The sequence below is a fragment of the Paenibacillus sp. P13VS genome (genome assembly GCF_015143645.1).
GTDB classification, from domain to species: Bacteria; Bacillota; Bacilli; order Paenibacillales; family Paenibacillaceae; genus Paenibacillus; species Paenibacillus xylanilyticus_A.
This window is the reverse complement of sequence record NZ_WYEV01000004.1, coordinates 215,186-233,421: the sequence shown is the minus strand read 5'-3', so window position 1 is coordinate 233,421 and position 18,236 is coordinate 215,186. Positions and strand designations below refer to the sequence as shown.

The 18,236-nt window shown below is 47.6% G+C and carries 20 protein-coding genes; 18 read left to right on the top strand and 2 right to left on the bottom strand.

Features of this window, described 5'->3' with window-relative positions; genetic code table 11:
- The first annotated feature begins 146 nt into the window (after positions 1 to 146).
- The 16 genes from GUA98_RS10865 (at position 147) to GUA98_RS10790 (ending at position 14,499) form a co-directional block, all read left to right on the top strand.
- A complete protein-coding gene (locus GUA98_RS10865) occupies positions 147 to 566 on the top strand; it encodes an organic hydroperoxide resistance protein (RefSeq protein WP_095289181.1) in 420 nt (139 codons plus the stop codon).
- A gap of 206 nt (positions 567 to 772) precedes the next feature.
- Positions 773 to 1,018 carry a zinc ribbon domain-containing protein gene (locus tag GUA98_RS10860; RefSeq protein WP_024629326.1) on the top strand — a complete coding sequence of 82 codons (246 nt, stop codon included), beginning with the start codon at positions 773 to 775 and terminating at the stop codon, positions 1,016 to 1,018.
- A 150-nt stretch (positions 1,019 to 1,168) separates the two neighbouring features.
- The gene (locus GUA98_RS10855; protein WP_095289182.1) at positions 1,169 to 1,447 is read left to right on the top strand and encodes a hypothetical protein; all 279 of its coding nucleotides are present in this window, start codon (positions 1,169 to 1,171) and stop codon (positions 1,445 to 1,447) included.
- Between the two features lie 149 nt (positions 1,448 to 1,596).
- Positions 1,597 to 2,019, top strand: a complete 423-nt coding sequence (locus GUA98_RS10850; RefSeq protein WP_095289183.1) for a thiol-disulfide oxidoreductase DCC family protein — start codon at positions 1,597 to 1,599, stop codon at positions 2,017 to 2,019.
- Positions 2,020 to 2,114: 95 nt separating this feature from the next.
- Positions 2,115 to 2,978 carry a DUF6612 family protein gene (locus GUA98_RS10845; protein ID WP_193723020.1) on the top strand — a complete coding sequence of 288 codons (864 nt, stop codon included), beginning with the start codon at positions 2,115 to 2,117 and terminating at the stop codon, positions 2,976 to 2,978.
- A 232-nt stretch (positions 2,979 to 3,210) separates the two neighbouring features.
- Complete coding sequence (locus tag GUA98_RS10840; protein ID WP_095360620.1) at positions 3,211 to 3,594, top strand: VOC family protein; 384 nt, start codon at positions 3,211 to 3,213, stop codon at positions 3,592 to 3,594.
- 181 nt (positions 3,595 to 3,775) lie between these two features.
- The gene (locus tag GUA98_RS10835) at positions 3,776 to 4,996 is read left to right on the top strand and encodes a ParA family protein (RefSeq protein WP_193723019.1); all 1,221 of its coding nucleotides are present in this window, start codon (positions 3,776 to 3,778) and stop codon (positions 4,994 to 4,996) included.
- The gene (locus GUA98_RS10830; RefSeq protein WP_193723413.1) at positions 4,996 to 6,300 is read left to right on the top strand and encodes a CpaF family protein; all 1,305 of its coding nucleotides are present in this window, start codon (positions 4,996 to 4,998) and stop codon (positions 6,298 to 6,300) included. Before GUA98_RS10835 ends, GUA98_RS10830 begins: the two co-directional genes overlap by 1 nt.
- A gap of 21 nt (positions 6,301 to 6,321) precedes the next feature.
- The gene (locus GUA98_RS10825) at positions 6,322 to 7,083 is read left to right on the top strand and encodes a type II secretion system F family protein (protein ID WP_193723018.1); all 762 of its coding nucleotides are present in this window, start codon (positions 6,322 to 6,324) and stop codon (positions 7,081 to 7,083) included.
- A 12-nt stretch (positions 7,084 to 7,095) separates the two neighbouring features.
- Positions 7,096 to 7,965, top strand: coding sequence for a type II secretion system F family protein (locus GUA98_RS10820; RefSeq protein ID WP_193723017.1), 870 nt, complete (start codon positions 7,096 to 7,098; stop codon positions 7,963 to 7,965).
- 11 nt (positions 7,966 to 7,976) lie between these two features.
- Complete coding sequence (locus GUA98_RS10815; RefSeq protein ID WP_095289191.1) at positions 7,977 to 8,165, top strand: Flp1 family type IVb pilin; 189 nt, start codon at positions 7,977 to 7,979, stop codon at positions 8,163 to 8,165.
- On the top strand, positions 8,149 to 8,823 hold the full coding sequence (locus GUA98_RS10810) for a TadE/TadG family type IV pilus assembly protein (RefSeq protein WP_193723016.1): 675 nt from the start codon (positions 8,149 to 8,151) through the stop codon (positions 8,821 to 8,823). Before GUA98_RS10815 ends, GUA98_RS10810 begins: the two co-directional genes overlap by 17 nt.
- A complete protein-coding gene (locus GUA98_RS10805; RefSeq protein ID WP_193723015.1) occupies positions 8,804 to 11,032 on the top strand; it encodes a hypothetical protein in 2,229 nt (742 codons plus the stop codon). The genes GUA98_RS10810 and GUA98_RS10805 overlap by 20 nt, the downstream gene beginning before the upstream one ends.
- A 31-nt stretch (positions 11,033 to 11,063) precedes the next feature.
- Positions 11,064 to 12,095 carry a TadE/TadG family type IV pilus assembly protein gene (locus GUA98_RS10800; protein WP_193723014.1) on the top strand — a complete coding sequence of 344 codons (1,032 nt, stop codon included), beginning with the start codon at positions 11,064 to 11,066 and terminating at the stop codon, positions 12,093 to 12,095.
- Positions 12,096 to 12,114: 19 nt separating this feature from the next.
- Positions 12,115 to 12,627, top strand: a complete 513-nt coding sequence (locus tag GUA98_RS10795) for a prepilin peptidase (protein ID WP_193723412.1) — start codon at positions 12,115 to 12,117, stop codon at positions 12,625 to 12,627.
- Between the two features lie 60 nt (positions 12,628 to 12,687).
- Positions 12,688 to 14,499, top strand: a complete 1,812-nt coding sequence (locus tag GUA98_RS10790) for a DUF6382 domain-containing protein (RefSeq protein WP_193723013.1) — start codon at positions 12,688 to 12,690, stop codon at positions 14,497 to 14,499.
- Here GUA98_RS10790 and GUA98_RS10785 read toward each other — a convergent pair.
- Together GUA98_RS10785 and GUA98_RS10780 are read right to left on the bottom strand one after the other, a co-directional pair.
- The gene (locus GUA98_RS10785) at positions 14,488 to 15,399 is read right to left on the bottom strand and encodes a TIGR01777 family oxidoreductase (protein ID WP_095289197.1); all 912 of its coding nucleotides are present in this window, start codon (positions 15,397 to 15,399) and stop codon (positions 14,488 to 14,490) included. The two genes, GUA98_RS10790 and GUA98_RS10785, sit on opposite strands and share 12 nt — an antisense overlap.
- A 148-nt stretch (positions 15,400 to 15,547) precedes the next feature.
- The gene (locus GUA98_RS10780; RefSeq protein ID WP_095360610.1) at positions 15,548 to 16,018 is read right to left on the bottom strand and encodes a DUF2621 domain-containing protein; all 471 of its coding nucleotides are present in this window, start codon (positions 16,016 to 16,018) and stop codon (positions 15,548 to 15,550) included.
- 167 nt (positions 16,019 to 16,185) lie between these two features.
- Here GUA98_RS10780 and GUA98_RS10775 point away from each other — a divergent pair, with 167 nt between their 5' ends.
- Together GUA98_RS10775 and purU are read left to right on the top strand one after the other, a co-directional pair.
- Positions 16,186 to 17,313 carry a deoxyribonuclease IV gene (locus GUA98_RS10775; RefSeq protein ID WP_110821347.1) on the top strand — a complete coding sequence of 376 codons (1,128 nt, stop codon included), beginning with the start codon at positions 16,186 to 16,188 and terminating at the stop codon, positions 17,311 to 17,313.
- 22 nt (positions 17,314 to 17,335) lie between these two features.
- Positions 17,336 to 18,229: a formyltetrahydrofolate deformylase gene (purU, locus tag GUA98_RS10770; protein WP_127538223.1), complete on the top strand. Its 894-nt coding sequence runs from the start codon at positions 17,336 to 17,338 to the stop codon at positions 18,227 to 18,229.
- Positions 18,230 to 18,236: the final 7 nt, after the last annotated feature.

Below are 18,236 nucleotides of genomic sequence, written 5' to 3'. Positions count from 1 at the left end.
GTGGCGTTATGCTGATGAAAGCCAGATGCATGAAAATGACAAAGATGCAGAAGCTGATGAAGTAACCCAAATCCGTTTCAAATTGAGCCAGAAGTTTAAATTGAATTGTAGGCAGCAAAAATATTGGTGTAAAAGGAGAGATTCTAATGGAAGCTTTATATACAGCAACTGCGACAGTCAAAGGTGGACGTACAGGTTCGGTAACTTCATCGGATGGAGTCCTTAAACATGATCTGAAAATGCCAAAAGAGCTGGGTGGATCCGGCGGTGAAGGTACGAACCCTGAGCAGCTCTTTGCCGCAGGATATGGTGCATGTTACGAAAGTGCTCTTGCCAACGTGGCACGTAAAGCTGGCGTTAAACTGGAAGATGTGACTGTAACAAGTAATGTATCCATTGGAAAAGACCCTGCGGATGACGGATTCCAGTTGTCGGTCCGGCTGGATGTAAGCATGCCGGGTGTGGATCATAGTCAGGCAGAGGATCTGGCTCGCAAAGCTCATGATTTTTGCCCTTATTCCAAAGCGACTCGCGGGAATATTGATGTCGTATTGAACGTGGTGTAAACCGAAAAAACCGCTGAAGTAACGGGAGAGGTAAATGAAGCAGGCTATCATGGATACCTGTTGTTTGGTACAAGCCCTGCTGGCTAACGGCAGGGTTTTGTATTTAAAATCAGAAGACATGCAGGAGATTGCAGGTTTAATCGCGTACTCTTTTACATAATTATACTCTTGCTTCATGCCAGGCATCTGAAAAAGGGGGAATGCAAATGAGTATTGAAGAGATGATTGAGCGAAGGTTTGTATGTACGAAATGTCGGGGAACGGATTGCAACATCAAGGAAGTATCCATGTCCGGGGCTGGTCTTAGCAAAATGTTCGATATTCAGCATAACCACTATTTGTTCGTAGCCTGTTCCTCCTGTGGTTATGTGGAAGTATTCGACCCCGATGTACTGAAAGGCAAAAAGCAGGGGCAGGTAGGCACGATATTGGATATTTTGTTCGGCGGATAGTGTGGCATAACTTGGTGGGTATGGAATCAATTCAAAATAACCTGGGAGGTTCGTGCTCCCTGAGTTGACATCGAACTAAAATTTCTTTAATATGACTTAGTACTGAGAAAAGTCATGCAGGAAACAAATTTGAATTGACAGGTGATATCCATGTCTTATAGACCACGTATTGCAAAATTGCAAGTAGCCAGCAAAAACGAAAATGACGGATTGTATGAATTTACGATGAAGCTGGTAGATGGCACACAGTGCCGCGTATTCTACTCCAAATCTCCGGAATGGAAGATGACAGCGATCAGCCGTCTGCAGAAAACGCCTTGTCCCGTATGCCGCAAAGATTTCATTTGCAAATGCATGGACCAATGGGCAGGAGACCTGCACCAACAAATGATTGAAGATGAGTGGATGGAAAAGGCAATTGCTGAGTAATTGCCCAAACAGATACGAGCGTAGGCTTTAGAGCCTGCGCTCTTTTTCTATTCAATTCCTATTGAGTCGTATAAATTTTGGGGATAGCCGAACGTGAAGGTGAAAAGTGGGTAAGTTAATCTAACAGCACAAATGAGGAGGCTTCAATTATGACATCAATTCGAGCGGATGAGCATGAGGGACACCCGATTGTACTCGTGGACGGGGTTTGTCACTTTTGCCAAGGATTAACCAAATGGATTATCAAACGTGATCCGGAAGGGAAATATCATTTTGCATCGCTCCAATCCGATGTAGCCAAGGACTTGCTGAAGAAAGGAAATCTGTCTACAGACAGCATGGATACGTTTGTACTTATCGAAAATGGCCGTTACTATACACGTTCGACAGCTGCACTGCGGCTGGCCAAAGGTCTGAAATTTCCGTATCCATTATTATATGTCTTTATTATTGTGCCCAAATTCATTCGTAATGCCGTATATAACTGGGTGGCTCGTAATCGTTACCGGTGGTTTGGCAAGGACGAAGCGTGTATGCTGCCGACACCCGAGATCAAGAATCGGTTTTTGTAAATCGTACTTGAGAACGCATGTACCACAAACATGATTAATAAAGGAAACATTTGGGTAATGAATACGGATCACATCTATTTTGGGAGGACAAACAGTTGAAGAAGTGGACGACATTCATTATCGGGGCATTATTGGCAGTAAGCCTGACAGCATGCGGTGACGATGCGGATAACACTACTGTAACGCCGCCGGCTGGCAACGAAGCAACAAACGAGGGCAATACACCTGCAGAGCAGGGAACACAGATCCCTACACTGGAAGAATTGATTACCAAAACGAATGAAGCAGCCAAGGAATTGAAAAGCTTCTCGAGCGATGCAACCATTGATCAGAATTTGAAGCTGGAGGCTGGTGAACAGTCACAGGATCAACAGGTAAAAACAACAATGAAGATGGACATCATCAAGGATCCCATGATGATCTATCAAGAGATGAACATGGAAATGTCAGGGCAGGAAGCACAAAATGTGAAGCAGTACATTACTTCCGATGCCATCTATTCGCAGGTGGGAGAACAATGGGTTAAAATCCCTGATGATCAAACGAAGCAGCTGATTGAGCAAATGAAATCAACCTTGAACCCGGAAGAAGAATTGGACCAATTCAATAAAATTGCGGAAGATACCAAGATTACCGAAGAGGGCGACAATTATGTCATTACCGCAGACGTATCGGGTGATAACGTGAAGGAACTGGCTCAATCCGTCATGGAGCAGAATGGAACGGACGCCCAGACACAAGCGATGCTTGAACAGATGAATATTACAAGTATGCAAATGAAATATATGGTGAACAAGGAGACGTATCTTCCGGTTGGTACCGACGTGAATATGGTGATGGAGATGGAGCAGGAAGGCCAGAAGATCACCATGGACATGAAGATGACCAGCACCTTCTCCAACCATAACCAGGTAGAAGAGATTGAGATTCCACAGGAAGCATTGGACAGCGCGAAATAGGAAAAGTTCAAGCTTGCTGCAAGCAAAAAACGTCCTTTTTTGAATCCATGTAACGTTGTTCTATCAGAAAACATCTTTGATCCAAGTTTGTGTGAACCCAGAGAGGTTACTAGCTTGCCTCGAAGATGTTTTTCTCTTTTCAATAACTGGTCAGGAAGCATGAAGGTATAGTATAGTCGTGTAAGCGATTAAGTTATGTTGATGTCTTATTAATTGGAAGGAGAATTATGCGATGATTGAATATGCACATATACATCATGTTAGCCTGGCTGTGCGTGATCTGGATGTTGCCAAACAATTTTATACCGGACTGCTAGGTATGCAGGAGATTGAACGTCCGCCTTTCCGCTCTACTGGCACATGGTACGCGATTGGCAGTCAGCAGCTGCATCTGCTCCAGCACCCGCAAGGACATACACTGCGTGAGGCGGGAATTGATACGACGGATGGTCACTTTGCCATCTGGGTGAAAAGTCACAACGAAACGATAGCCTGGCTGGAACAGCAGGGAATTGAGTATGAAGCGAGACCGGATAGTGTTGCAGGGTTTGCACAGATTTTCGTTCTTGATCCGGATCGTAACATTATTGAATTTGATGCACCTTATCATTCATAAAGGATGGAAGCTTCCGAATGTTAATTGTATAAATCTCTTGCTCGTCCAGAAATTGTATGCTATATTATCCATACATCCATAGCACGTGACGGAAGCACCGTCCATAATCTTGCATAATACATGCGGATCATGGTCGGTGTTTTTTTGTGCTTTTCTACAGGGAGGGGAGGAGAAATTGAGCGTGCTGAAGGCAGTACTTGCTTCAAAAGACAAGGAGTATGTCAGTGCCTGGCTTGATTTTGTTCAGGGGAGTTCATTTGGTGCAGCAATGCGATTTACTGCCTTTTCACAGTGGGAATCGTTTCACGAGTATATGCATGAACATGAAGGACAGGAACAGCCGGATCTGGTTATTGCAGAACCTGAGTTTCTGAATCCCTGGCTGGAAAGTATGGGTGAAAGTCCGGGTGTGCCTTGGCTGCTTCTCAGTGAAGGTTATGAGGAGGTGGAGGAAGACAAGCGCTTAATGAAATATCAACCTCTGCCTGCATTGTTGGATACCGTTCTGAATGCAAGTCGGCAGCCTCGTCGCAAAAAGGTACACCGTCCAGGGCAGCAAACCCTTTCCATTGGAGTGGTGTCAGCTTCGGGAGGAAGCGGCAAGACAGCTGTGTCACTGCATATGGCCAAGCAGCTCGGACTGGCAGGCTACGCCGTGCTCTATCTTAATCTGGAAACGCTGGACAGCGTGCTGCCGTTCCTGGAGAAGGGATTATCCCGAAGCTTACAGCGTGTTCCGGATGCCGAAACCGGGCTGTCTAGGCTGCTGTATGATCTTAAGGTCGGGAGGAAGGAGTCGGGCAAGCACGGGCAGGTGACTACACTGGCTCCCTCGAAGGGCATAGATGGTTACGTGCTTCGTCATGATGGACTGAAGGCAGACGTATTCTGGCCCTTATCCAACCGGAAGGAACTGCTGCAGATGTCGTGTGAAGATACGACCGGGCTCGTTCATTATTTGTCTGCTTCCGGGCAATATGACGTGTTGATTCTGGATGGAGACTCCGGTTGGGACGAACGCAGTCAAGGCATTTTGAAAGCAGCAGATGTCTTGGTATGGCTGGTTGAAGATGACCTGTCTGCCATGCACCGGTGGGGCCAATGGCTGGCGCATGCAGAGCGGACTGAGCCTGACTTGGTTGAACGTGTACTGGATCGCGCCCGCTTTGTGGTAAACAAATACCGAGACAGCGTAGTCAATGCCGTTCCACGACCTGAGCTGCAGCTGGATGCAGTGCTGCCTTATATTCCTTCCTGGAAGCAGCTTCACCAGGAGGAAGTGCTGCTAAGCTCTCCCATATTTCAGCGTGAGGTCAAAAGGCTGTGTGCCATGCTTGTACAGGACGGAGAGGATGATCTGAAGCAGACGGGGCGCATCCATAAGGGAGATGGGTGGGCATGATGAGTGATGCATCCCGTAGAGTTTTGGAACGTGAAGAACAATTCCAGAACATGCGCCGCGAAGTCAGGGCAGGCCTTGACTTAACGTCTTCAGCGGGGGACAAGGAGCTTTGGCAGGGGATTGAACGCAAGGTGTTATCTGATCCGGAACTGAGTGACCTGACATCTGGAGAAAGACATGCGCTGGTGCAGAGGCTGTTTGATTCGTTTCGCGGGTTGGATATTCTTCAACCCCTGGTGGATCATCCTGACATTACGGAGATTATGATTAATAGTCACCGGGAGATCTTTGTCGAGCAGGAAGGCGAAGTTAGCCAAATTCAGCTCGAATTCGAATCCAGAGAACGGCTGGAGGATATTATCCAGATGATCGTCTCCGGGGTGAACCGGATCGTGAATGAGTCTTCTCCCATTGTGGATGCTCGTCTCAAGGACGGCTCGCGGGTCAATATTGTGCTGCCGCCGATTGCGCTAAAAGGTCCTACCATGACGATCCGGAAGTTCCCAAGTGAACCGATGACCATATCGGACCTGATTGGAAAAGGTGCCCTGCATGAGGAGGCGGCCGAGCTGCTGCAGCAGTTGGTACGCAGCAAATTCAATATCTTCATCGGAGGCGGAACCGGGTCAGGGAAAACGACCTTTCTGAATGCATTGTCACAGTTCATCCCTCCGGATGAACGAATTATTACAATTGAAGATTCCGCCGAGCTGCAGATTGTCACGGTGCCGAATCTGGTGTCGCTGGAGACGCGGAACGCCAATACCGAGGGCAAGGGTGAGATCTCCATCCGGGATCTGATCAAGTCTTCACTGCGGATGAGACCCAACCGGATTGTAATCGGAGAAGTGCGGGGTGCGGAAGCCTTGGATATGCTGCAGGCCATGAATACTGGTCATGACGGTTCATTATCTACAGGGCATGCCAATAACATCTCGGACATGATCAGCAGATTGGAGACGATGGTACTCAGCGGGGCAGAGCTTCCGATTTCGGTTGTGCGGCAGCAGATCAGCTCGGCAATTGATATCTTCGTTCATCTATCACGGTTGAGAGACCGTTCAAGGCGAGTGACGGAAATCAGTGAAGTCATTGGCATGAAGGACGGAGAAGTACTGCTGAACCCGCTTTTTCGTTTCCAGGAGCGGGATGAAAGGGAAGGCAGGATCATTGGAGGGTTGGTACAGGTCGGAAAGTTGAAGCAGGTTGAGAAGATCCAAATGGCCGGGCTTGGGGAGTGGCTGAGTGAATACATAGGTCGGTACCATAATGAGTTAGAGGATTCGGATAACAGGGTAAATTGAAGCGGTTAGAAGGTGATTAGGTTGGGTGAGTCCAGACAGGTATTAACGGATTATACCGTATACAGGCTATCCGGTAGACAACGAACCGTCTGCATGTTGATTAGTGGACTGCTATTTTTCGGTGTGGGTATTTTGTTCTATCACCACTGGTTGGCAGGGGTGATCTTGGCTGCGGGATGCATATGGGTGCCAAAACACTGGACAAAGGTACTGCTGGAACGAAGAAGAATGACACTGAGTTTACATTTTAAACAAGCGTTATATGCGTTATCCTCTGCACTGGCTGCGGGGAAATCCGTGGAAAATGGATTTAAGGAATCGGTAGAAGATCTGCGGATGCTCAACCCTGAAGCGGATACCGATCTCATTCGGGAGTTCACTATTTTGCGGACAAGAATGGAATATGGTCAACCGATTGAGGAGGCGCTGCAGGACTTTTCTGACCGGGCTGGCATCGAGGATATAACGAATTTTGCAGATGTATTCATCACGTGCAAGCGGACGGGTGGAGACCTGGTCGAGGTGGTTCGCCGAACCTCTGCTGTGATTGGCGAGAAGCTGGACATCCAGCAGGATATCATGGTCGCTGTGGCACAGAAAAGGTTTGAGTCCAAGGCGATGTTTGCCGCTCCTTTTATTTTTCTTATTTTTTTGAATTTGACGGCCAAGGATTTCATGGAACCACTGTATAGCGGTATGGGATATCTGATCTCCAGCGTGGCTTTGGTATTGCTCGCCTGCTGTTACCTGTGGATTACACGCATTATGGATATCAAAGTATAAGGAGCTGATTCGATGCTGCTTCCCATTATATTCGGAGGGGTGCTCGGAGCAGGGTGGCTGGTGCTGGATCGAACGCGAGGACAAACCTACCGCCATCTGCGCCAACTTCATATGGAAGGCTTGCGTCTGAACAAACTGCATGGACCCTTTCTGTTTTTACTGGACAGATATGAGGTAGGCCGAAGATTACCTGTGCTGATGTACCGCATGCAGCATGCCATCCAGAAAATGCACGGCATCCAGCATAGCGGAGAGAAAACGATGCTCTATAGTGCTGAAATGCTGACGTATGCCTGGCTGATGCTGCTTGTGGGCTGTCTGTTATCACTCGTTGGCGATATCGGAAACGGAGGTCTGTTAGGTGGGCTTGCCCTAGCCGTTGCACTGCCTTTTGCGCTCTATAAAGATCTTCATACCAAGGTACAGCGAAGAGACCAGGATATTCTTATGGAGCTGCCCGAGCTGTTAAACCGGATTGTGCTGCTTGTTGGGGCGGGGGAAACCGTACAAAGGGCTATCGTTCACTGTGTTGCAAGTCAAGGGGAGCGTGACCATCCGCTCTACAACGAGTTGCGAAAAACAGTCGGTGATTGGAACAATGGGTATTCTTTTCAACAGTCGTTTGAACAGTTCAGCCGCCGCTGTGGTGTGCAGGAAGTTACGATTTTTACGACGACAGTTCTGCTGAATTTCCGCCGTGGGGGAGGTGACTTTGTACTCGCGCTGCGGGATCTGTCCCATGTGTTGTGGGAGAAACGCAAGGCTGTCAGTCGGGCTAAGGGAGAACAGGCATCTTCCAAACTGGTGTTTCCGATGGTTCTGATCTTTTTTACCATTGTGGTTATGATCGGAGCACCTGCTTTTATGATGATGAATATGTAGGAGGAATGGAAATGCAGGAGATATTGAAAAGCAAAGCAAGTACATTTTGGAACGAAGAGGACGGTCTGGGTACGCTGGAGCTGATTCTGATTATTGGCGTCATCATTATTATCGCCTTGATTTTCAAAGATCAAATTAAAACCCTGGTAACTCGTTTACTTGGTCAAGTTAGCAAAAAGAGTGATGAATTCTTTGAGTAAACGATTCAAAAGGGAAGATGGAAGCTTCACGATCGAGGCTTCCCTGGTCTTCCCGGTGGTGCTGTTCATTCTCGTGTTAATTCTGTTTTTCACGATGTATATGTATCAAAAAACCTTTTTGAACCAGCATGCCTATGCTGCATCGGAACGAGCCGCCTACAGTTGGGATAACAGTCACAAGCAGGCCATGACAGGTGAAGTAGCGGCAGGCGAACATGACAATCTCTACTGGAGATTAACGGATGACCGATTGCTCGGAGCACTGTTTGGCTGGGCTGGTGCGGATAATCAGAGTAGTGTTCCCGTGCCTGCTAGTGAAGGTGGGAGTTTGACTGAGCAGAAGTTATCCCAAGCCGTTCAGAACATGCCAGGTGGGATGCGTGGAACGATTGAGTATCAGAACTCCTTGATACAGCGAAAAGTTACGACCAAGCTGGAGCAGGTTATTTCTTTGCCTCTTCCTTCTTTTTTGTTTGATTCGGGTAACCGTGTTCTGACACAAGGTTCATCAGCGGTTGTCGAGCCGGCGGAATTTATCCGAACGGTGGATCTGGTCCGTTATTATGCTGCCAAATTCAAAGGGAAAGGCGGCGTGGCAACCGGTACAGCAGCTGAAGCAGGACAGGTCCTGCAGCATTTTGGCAAAGCCAAAAAGTAGAGAGAGGAGGAGAGCAGCGCTGTTCAGAAAAAAAGACGGTGAATCAGGTGCTGTGACCCTGTTCTTGATCTTAATCCTGGCGGGAATCTACATGTTTGTCGCGGTATTCATCGATTATGCCCGAATAGCCGCCTTCAAAGTTCAGTCAGAACGCATGGCTTATGCAGCGTTGAGATCGGTGATGTCTGCATACGACACTTCACTCCGGGAGTATGGCTTGTTTGGTTATGGAGATAGCAGTGGTGAAGCCATTATGGCCAAGGTGCTGAATGATAGTGTGAAGCCATCGGCTGTGAAGGACGGATTCCCCATTCTGGATATACAGTGGGATACAAGCACCCTGAGCATGGAACGGGAATTGGGCAGGTATGATATTTTCAATCGCCAGATTCAGGAGGACATGAAATATCGGGCTCCGGTTGATTTTACGTTAGAGGTGGTCAATCGCTTCAAGCCAATGTCGGAGGAAATGAAAGAAGCCGCGCATACCGTAGACTTGCTCAAAAAATTACAGAAGCTATATGACAAGCGTGAGGATTTGCTGGATGAGGCGATAGCCAATCAGACCGATTCAGCCAATACATTGAAAGATCTCCCTGCTCTTATCATGAGCCCTCCCTCACCTGCCATTTACGATGAAATGATGGAAGAAACGCCGGAGACTGCTGCCGAGATCGCAGCACGTTATACGGATTATCTAAGCAAGAAACAAGCAGATGAAGGACTACCATTCAACCAGCAGCAGTATATCCTGGAGCTGGCTCGTTACCGGACAGGCGTTGGTAATGTGGTCACCGGTATAAGTATGGTTCTGCAGCCGGCACAACAGGCGCATCAAACGAAGCTCGAGGCAGCCCAGACTCTGATTGATGAAGCGCGTAATCTTAACGAGGAAATGAAGCGGGTTATCGCTGAAGGGGAGAGCCGTTCGCAGAATGCGAGTTATGAAAAAGTCGGGAATTCAAACCTTCCTGGACAGAGTCCACCATCTACCGGATCAGGCAGCGAAGCCAAAGATACACGTTCACTTGCCTCTGAGTTGGTGAGAGCCGATGCATTGTTTGATCAGTTAAAAGAACATATCCGCTCCCAAACCTCAGACTTTAATCAGGTTAGAAAAGACAGCCTTGACCTGAATACACAGCTTCGCAATGTGACGGGTCAGAGCGGTGTGCCTGTTAAGCCTGCTGTGAGACAGGCAAGTCAGGTCACAGAACGATACATGGACTCTTATGTACGAAGTGGTGCCTCCAATGTCATTCTTCAGAGCAAACAGCTGCTTGAGGAAGGTCGGGGATCTGATGCGCAGCGCAAGGCCAACGACAAGGAGTCCAAGGCAAAATTAAAGGACATGAAGCGCATATTGTCACAGATTGAAAATGGACATTCCGGATCAACGGAAGCATTCAAGCAGTTGGAGCAATATTATAATGCCAACATTGCATTTAACCAGGCTAGCCGGGAGGAGTCCAAAAAGGCGGAAATTGCAGGCGATCCTTACGATTCAGGCGGTGACGCCATGAATGGAATGGACAGTTTATTTGGCGGGATGTCTGGCCTGCTGGATAGTCTAGGGGATGAATTATTCCAGAATGAATACGCCCTCGCTTATTTCAATTCGATGGATTTTGGACAGCTGCTCGATTGGACTGAAGGAAGCGGGGATTCGAGTGAGGTCTTCAAACTGGAGAATCAGGAGCTGGAATATATCATTTACGGGTTTCACAATCCATCAGGCAACATTGCAGCTGCATATGCAGAGATATTTGGTATGCGTTTGGCGATTCGAACCGCAGAAGGATTAATTGAGAACAGTAAACTCGGTAATCCCCTTCTGGTGTTATCGGCTGCAATTTTATACGGGATTACCCACGCCATAGCGGATATGGTGAAGCTCTCCAAAGAGGGCAGTGTGGAGTTGTCCAAATTTATCAAGGTTAAGCTTACATACAGGGACCATCTAAGACTATTCCTTTTAATGCACAGTAACAATGAAAGAAAAATGTCCAGAATGCTGGCATTGATTCGGCTGAATACAGGCGTTAATCCTGATGAAAAACAAACGTATGCATCAGGGAACATACGCAGCAGTGTGAAGTTATGGTTTTTGCCAGGGGTGATCAAAAGTATAGGTGCAGTTATGGGGAATGCAGACCAGGTTGAAGATGGGCGATTATTCATAGACCGGAGGACGGATTATTCCTATTGAATCAAGCCGTACCTTTTCAGGTGGAGGGATTATGGAGAAGCAGGAGCTAGACCCAAAAGAATGTGCACGATGGCTGCTTCGATTAACACGGTTGCGCAAAATGGAACAATTGAAATCTCTGCCGAAGCAGGCAAGCTCTTCGAAAAAGGAACAGGGAAGCATGGTATTGGAAGCTTCGCTCGTTCTGCCTGTGTTTCTGTTCTTTGTCATGTTCCTTGTCTATATCGTACAAATGACACTGATCTCGACAGCCCTGCAAAGCACAGCAGGTGAAGCCGTAAAGCAGCTCTCCACCAAGATATATCCAGTTTCTCTTGTCTTCACTCCATCGGATTCCGCTGGTGGTGAAGAGAAGGGAAGTGGCTGGAGCATACCAGAGTTGTCACTAACGGAATGGGCTGAAGAGTATGCTTCGTCTCTGCCGGATCCACTAAGTAATTGGATGCGTGCGGCTGCATCCAGTGGGGAGCAGCCCTTGCAGGAGATTAAGACTTCCGTTATCGAGACTGTACTTGATCCAGCTATAAAACCCTTGCTTCAACCTTTTATAGATCCGGAATTGCTGGATATGGAGCGTATACATGTTAACGGGATATCTGTGCCGGATCTCAAGAACAAAACGAATCCGTATTTCAGGCTGGAGCTCAGTTATGAACTGCCGATTAAAGTGCCTTTCCTCGGCAAACCACTACGGATTCAAGCTGCTGCCGCTGAGCGCATATGGATCGGAGATACGGGAGAAGGTTCGAATAGTAATGAGGGCAATGGAGACGCTGCAGGTTCAATAACCGTGTTATCCAAGCCAGAGCCTGCCTACATAGGGAATAATGCAACAATCAAGGTTCAGGTGGAACCAGGGGCCACTGCAAACCTAACGATTTTTTATAAGTCGGGAGAAAGTACAGCGAAGCATATTGGCTGGGCTACAGCGGATGAGAATGGCGTGATCGAGTGGAACTGGTTTGTAGGTACTCGCACGACCGAAGGGACCTGGACATTTGTAGTGGAAACTGCGGATGGCAGCAAGACGACAACGGAGTTTAATGTAGCATCAAGAAAATAGTGATATGGATAGAGGAGTGATGGGGGTGGAATGGTTCATTGCAGCTTGTGGCTTATACGTGATGACTGCCTTTGTAACCGATGTGCGGTCCATGAAAATTCCAAATCGGCTGACGTTGCCTGTAACCGCTCTGGGTGTGCTGGCCCATGGGATATGGGATGGATGGGAAGGCTTGATCTTCTCTGCCGCGGGGTTTGCAGCCTGTTTTGGCATTTTGTTGGTGATGTACGCGATTGGAGCAGTAGGAGCTGGAGATGTAAAACTGTTTGGCGGGATTGGAGCATGGACGGGCATTTCTTTTGGAATTCACGTTGTTGTGTATTCCGTTCTATATGCCGGGGCAATCGGCTTAATTATTCTGTTGTTCCGCAGGGATTCAGCCAAACGGATTCTTAACATGGCCGGTGGGCTTGCAGGCTTCTTCATGCTCGGTTCACTCAAACTGGTCAGCAAGGAGAAAACACTGAAGTTCCCGTTTATGCTGGCTGTATTGCCAGGCTTTATCAGTGCCTATGTTTATATGATTTCATAGAACGATACAGAAAGAAAGTTGAAGTTGAAGTTGAATTTACAGCAGAAAGAGAGGATTGGCATGTATGGATTAACGAAAGATTTTATACGAAACGGCGGAGCATTTATGGTTCTGGAAAAAGCCGAAGGATTACGGATGGACGAATTAAGCCGTGTACAGACGGGGATGATGTCTTCCAATGATATTCCTCGACTGCTTCCGCTCCACATTCGTGAGATGGATCGCAATGTTACTCTTCAATATGATATTTCCGGGTATAAAATGTTATCCCAGTTCCTAAAGGCAGGCAAAATTAAACTGCATGTGCTGTACGGTCTATTGTTTCAACTCGCAGATACCTTCACGGAATGCCGTCAATACATGCTCGAACCCCCTAAGCTGATGCTGCAGGAAGAGAGCATATTTGTAAAAGGTTCACTGGAACAAGGGGAGCTGGGCATGGTTTATGTACCGATTCAGGAATCAGTAGTTGTGGATCCGACTCCGGGGCAATTTCGTGAACTGGTCATCCGGCTGATGGCTCATGTGCAGGAGTTGCAGGGTGAAGGCATTCAGCGGGTTTTGCAGCTATGTGATGACGAACGGTGGGATGTTGGACAGCTGCGGGAATTGTTACTGGAACTCTACGCGGATGAACAAGCAGGGCTCGGTAGCTCAACATTTTTGTCTTCCCGTGTGAACGAGCCTAGAGAGAATAGGACTGTGAACGAACGTTCTGCTTATGTTCAATCTGAACCTGAGTTTGCACAATTGCCACGTTTACATAGACAACACGACCGATCGAAGCCTGACCAAGACAACATGCGGGCTGAAACATACTCCAATTCTCGTCAACAGCCGGATCAAGTATTGGAGCAGGAAGGGGCAAACAGTAACAGGTTAAGTATAAGTCCAAACTTCCTGAGCACACGTGATTCTAGAGGAGTCTCATCTCCTTTTACAGACAGGACCGACCCAGCGGTGAACAATTCTAACGAAGCTTCATTTGATGAGAACATGGAAATGGAACAAAAGACCGGAACGTCTAAAGTGACGTATATTATTCTTATTTGCATGGTCGGTATAGCCCTAGTATGGAGATTCGCTTATATGGAGCAGCCCGGTCAGACACCTATGATAATATCCATCGTTCTAAGTGTCGCATTACTTGCGGTTGCTTGCTGGGCCTGGATTAGCAAAGGGAAATTCGGTATATCCAAAGCGGCAGGGCTCAAAAGGATTGATCAAGCTTCATTTCTTAAATTAGGTCATAAGCGAACTAAAAATGAAGAGGAATCAGAAGAGCTATATCAGGAGAGCTGGCGCTGGAACCAATCAGAGCCGAAGACTGACAATAACCCACCTGCACAGGGGTATGCGAGTGTTGCCAGTACAACTCTGAATTCGCGCTTTCAACGATTAGATACCGAACCAGAATCAGAATCATCACCCATGAACCAACAGCAGTTCGATCATATTACTGCACCAACGTCTGAGCTGATTCGGACTGAATCTGGAACGGAGGCAACAGTAAATCTGCAAAGTATGACTGGGGAGGCAGCAAAGGGCTTCGGTCAAGTAACGCCATCCTTTTATCTGGAACGCCGATTAGGGGCAAGTAACCGGAATGAGCGGATGGATGTGCAGGGAGCTTCCTTTGTTATCGGGCGATCGGCAGAGATGGTTCAATGGGTGGATTCAACAACCGGTGTGTCCCGTGCTCATGTGGAATTGAGCCGGAACAAATCGGGCTATGTCATTAAGGATCTGGGTTCTGTGAATGGCACCATTCTGCAGGGCAAGCCTCTTGCACCTTATAAGGAATATCCACTGGAAGACGGGGATACCTTCATGCTGGCAGAATCCGTCTATACCTACCGTTCAGTCGGATAATCCGCGATGCTTCAAATCTTCCAGGGCATCGGTTAAGGTTGGGAAGGTGAATTCGAACCCGTGATCCAGCGCCTTCTGCGGAATGACACGCTGCCCCTGAAGTAATACAACAGAGAGTTCTCCGACCACTGCTTTAATCAGGAAACCGGGGACCGGGAACCAGTGTGGACGATGATAGACCTTGCCAACTGTGCGTCCAAACTCGTCATTGGTTACGGGATTCGGAGCGGATGCATTCACCGGACCCGAGATTTCCTTATTATGTATCGTAAAATCAATGAGCCTTACAATATCCAATATGTGTATCCAGGTCGTCCACTGTTTGCCACTGCCAATTTTGCCACCTACACCAAGCATATATGGCAGCTTCATTAACGGAAAGGCTCCTCTTTTATGACCAAGTACGAGGCTGACACGAATTTTGACCAGTCTCACATCCTGGATGGCATCTGCAGCAATCTCCCATTGTTCGGCAACCCGGGACGGAAAGTTCATTGATTTTTGCGGGGAACTTTCATCAAAGGTCTCCGACGGAGAGGTTCCGTATATAGCCATGGCGGATGCCTGCACGACAACCTCCGGTTTATGTTCAAGTTTAGCCAGCAGCCGGGCTACCTTGGATACTGTCGTTACTCTCGATTCCACAATCTCCAGCTTGGCCTTGGTCGTCCAGCGCTGATTCAGCGTTTCCCCGGCAAGGTTCACCAGAGCATCCAAACCTTCCAGCAGATGAGGTCTTTCTTCAAGCTGTTCCCAAGATATATATGTAAGTCGTTCACCGGGATCATGAAGATCAGGCAGTTTGCGCGTGATAATCTGAACCTGATGACCTGCTTGCAGCCAGTAATCTACAAGTGCACTTCCCACAAAACCTGTTCCTCCACATATGGCGATTTTCATGCTTCAGCCCTCCTGTATTGTAAATTTCATATATGGCGGATCAACAAACAGCCCCGGCGGTAAGCAATGCCTGTCTGCGAATGACTTACCTGATGGAGCTCGTGTGTTGGAGATGAGTATGTGATTCCGTCCACAATGGAAACTTCTTTTATTTATTCATCAGATGTTTATAAGGCGAGTAATCAATTTGGTTTTTCTCCAAAAATTTGACCAAAAACTTATTATCACGCTTCGGTGTGGCTATAATGTATCCTTTGATGCAGTGATCTCGGGACACCTCGGTTGCCTTGTTTTCAACAGCAATTTTACCAATCTCTGCTGCAATTGAATGTTTGGCGATATCGCGAAACGGACCGGGTACAGGCTCTACGAGTTGATCCAGAAAAGCCTTGGCTTCGTCCGTCCACAGGTGGCGGCTTGTTTCTACCCAGTAATTTTGCCAATCCAGTTTGGATTTGCCGTCCGCTTTTGGGAGCACTTTCAAAAACTTGCGCATCATAAAGAATCCACCGATACACATGCTGCCAAGCAAAAGAAACGTCCAGAATGCGATCGTATTCATAAACCAATTGCTGGGGGAACTGCTGACTAACGTCATAGCGTAGGAGCCGAAAATCATTGCGGAGTCACCTCGGTTCATTGATTTTCACGGAAAGACGGATTCCGCCCACCATGTTCCAAATTAGCTGTAAAAAATAGCCTGTAACCCGAATTATAGCGCATTTCTAGATTTATTTCGATAATCGCGTTAGAATAAGGGATAATTCAGAAAAAGGGGGATCAATGATGCTGAAAATCGGCTCCCACGTGTCCTTTTCGGACAAGGGATTATTGAGTGCAACGAAGGAAGCGTCCTCGTACGGTTCCAGTTCGTTTATGATATATACGGGTGCACCGCAGAATACGCGCCGCAAGCCTATTGAGTCCATGTATATCGAGGAAGGCAAGCTTGCCATGCAAGAGGGCGGAATGGAAGATATTGTTGTCCATGCGCCATACATTATTAACCTTGGTTCATACAAAGAAAACACGTATGAACTGGCTGTAAGCTTCCTTCAGGAAGAAATCCGCCGTACGCATGCCATTGGTGTCAAAAATATTGTGCTTCATCCCGGCGCCTTTACGGATAAGGATGCTCATTATGGTATTGGACGAATTGCCGAAGGGCTCAATGAAGTGCTCGACGGTGTCAAAGAGACCGATGTGAAGATTGCTCTTGAAACAATGGCTGGAAAAGGGACCGAAATGGGCCGCAGCTTCGAAGAGATCGCACAGATCATGGAGAAGGTTACGCATAACGAACGTCTCGCGGTATGTATGGATACATGCCATATTCATGATGCAGGATATGATATCGTGAATGATCTGGATGGAGTGCTTGAGCAGTTTGATCGTACAGTAGGGCTTGACCGCATTACCGTAATGCATATTAATGATAGTAAGAATGCAGTAGGTGCACGCAAGGACCGTCATACACCGATTGGTTCCGGCTGGATTGGTTTTGAAGCGATTAATCGCATCGTTCATCACGAGGCGCTTCAAGGACGTCCATTTATTCTGGAGACACCATGGATCGGCAAGGAAGCCAAGACACAACGCCCGATGTACGAGGTGGAAATTGCATTGCTTCGTGGAGATGTGAGCGGCCGGTTTGGTCCGGAATTCCTAACAGAGGTAGAGCAGCTGCAGCACTTCTTCCAGGGGAAAGAGATTGACTCGCGTTCCTATATTCTCGACGTTTGGACGCTGCTCAAGAATGATGCAAAAGCCAAAAAGGCTGATCCGCGTGAACCGCTGGAGCGGTTGTATGATCTGGTAGCGGAAGCAGCGTTGTTCCCGCATTTGAACGAAGAGCAACTGAATCATCGTTTGATCGCCTGGCTTGCAGGAAAAGAACTGCTGGTCACGGCTTAATTGAAGGAGGAAGAATAGCCCGATGGAGATTCATGCAAAACAAGCACGTCCTGATTCCAAAAACCGCGCCGATCGGGCGCGGATGCTTATTTCCTGTCCGGATGGTCCAGGAATTGTAGCTGCCGTATCACATTTCCTGCACCAGCATGGTGCAAACATTGTTCAGTCTGACCAGTACACCATGGACCCGGCTGGCGGCATGTTTTTCATGCGCATCGAATTCGATCTTCCGGAACTGACAGCGAGTCTGGCCAAGCTGGAAGCTGATTTTGCGGAAGTGGCCGAGCGCTTCAAGATGGAGTGGTCTCTCTCTGCGGTTAGCCGCAAGAAGAAACTGGCTATTTTTGTATCCAAGGAAGATCATTGTCTGGTTGAATTGCTGTGGCAATGGCAGGCCGGAGACCTTGATGCCGATATCGCTCTCGTGGTAAGCAACCACTTGGATATGAAGGATTACGTGGAATCATTCGGCATTCCTTATCATCATATTCCGGTAACGGCTGATACGAAAAAGGAAGCGGAGCAGCGTCAGCTGGACGTCATCGGTAACGATATTGATGTCATTATTCTTGCACGTTATATGCAAATTATCTCTCCAATGTTTATTGAGCATTACCGGAATCGGATTATTAATATCCACCATTCCTTCCTTCCGGCTTTTGTCGGTGGTAAGCCATATGCTCAGGCGTATAATCGTGGTGTTAAAATTATCGGAGCAACAGCGCATTATGTGACCGAAGAACTGGATGGCGGGCCGATTATCGAGCAGGACGTTCAGCGTGTAAGCCATGGAGATGACGTGACCGAATTGAAACGGATCGGACGTACCATTGAGCGCGTTGTACTTGCACGTGCGGTTAAATGGCATGTTGAAGACCGGATTCTGGTTCACGAAAACAAGACCGTTGTATTTTAGCTTGATG

What these genes read in the sequence shown, in the direction of transcription:
- GUA98_RS10865 (WP_095289181.1), top strand. Translation starts at nt 147, where the DNA reads ATGGAAGCTTTATATACAGCAACTGCGACAGTCAAAGGTGGACGTACA.
- GUA98_RS10860 (WP_024629326.1), top strand. Translation starts at nt 773, where the DNA reads ATGAGTATTGAAGAGATGATTGAGCGAAGGTTTGTATGTACGAAATGT.
- GUA98_RS10855 (WP_095289182.1), top strand. Translation starts at nt 1,169, where the DNA reads ATGTCTTATAGACCACGTATTGCAAAATTGCAAGTAGCCAGCAAAAAC.
- GUA98_RS10850 (WP_095289183.1), top strand. Translation starts at nt 1,597, where the DNA reads ATGACATCAATTCGAGCGGATGAGCATGAGGGACACCCGATTGTACTC.
- GUA98_RS10840 (WP_095360620.1), top strand. Translation starts at nt 3,211, where the DNA reads ATGATTGAATATGCACATATACATCATGTTAGCCTGGCTGTGCGTGAT.
- GUA98_RS10830 (WP_193723413.1), top strand. Translation starts at nt 4,996, where the DNA reads ATGAGTGATGCATCCCGTAGAGTTTTGGAACGTGAAGAACAATTCCAG.
- GUA98_RS10820 (WP_193723017.1), top strand. Translation starts at nt 7,096, where the DNA reads ATGCTGCTTCCCATTATATTCGGAGGGGTGCTCGGAGCAGGGTGGCTG.
- GUA98_RS10815 (WP_095289191.1), top strand. Translation starts at nt 7,977, where the DNA reads ATGCAGGAGATATTGAAAAGCAAAGCAAGTACATTTTGGAACGAAGAG.
- GUA98_RS10810 (WP_193723016.1), top strand. Translation starts at nt 8,149, where the DNA reads ATGAATTCTTTGAGTAAACGATTCAAAAGGGAAGATGGAAGCTTCACG.
- GUA98_RS10800 (WP_193723014.1), top strand. Translation starts at nt 11,064, where the DNA reads ATGGAGAAGCAGGAGCTAGACCCAAAAGAATGTGCACGATGGCTGCTT.
- GUA98_RS10795 (WP_193723412.1), top strand. Translation starts at nt 12,115, where the DNA reads ATGGGGGTGGAATGGTTCATTGCAGCTTGTGGCTTATACGTGATGACT.
- GUA98_RS10790 (WP_193723013.1), top strand. Translation starts at nt 12,688, where the DNA reads ATGTATGGATTAACGAAAGATTTTATACGAAACGGCGGAGCATTTATG.
- GUA98_RS10785 (WP_095289197.1), bottom strand. Translation starts at nt 15,399, where the DNA reads ATGAAAATCGCCATATGTGGAGGAACAGGTTTTGTGGGAAGTGCACTT.
- GUA98_RS10780 (WP_095360610.1), bottom strand. Translation starts at nt 16,018, where the DNA reads ATGATTTTCGGCTCCTACGCTATGACGTTAGTCAGCAGTTCCCCCAGC.
- GUA98_RS10775 (WP_110821347.1), top strand. Translation starts at nt 16,186, where the DNA reads ATGCTGAAAATCGGCTCCCACGTGTCCTTTTCGGACAAGGGATTATTG.
- purU (WP_127538223.1), top strand. Translation starts at nt 17,336, where the DNA reads ATGGAGATTCATGCAAAACAAGCACGTCCTGATTCCAAAAACCGCGCC.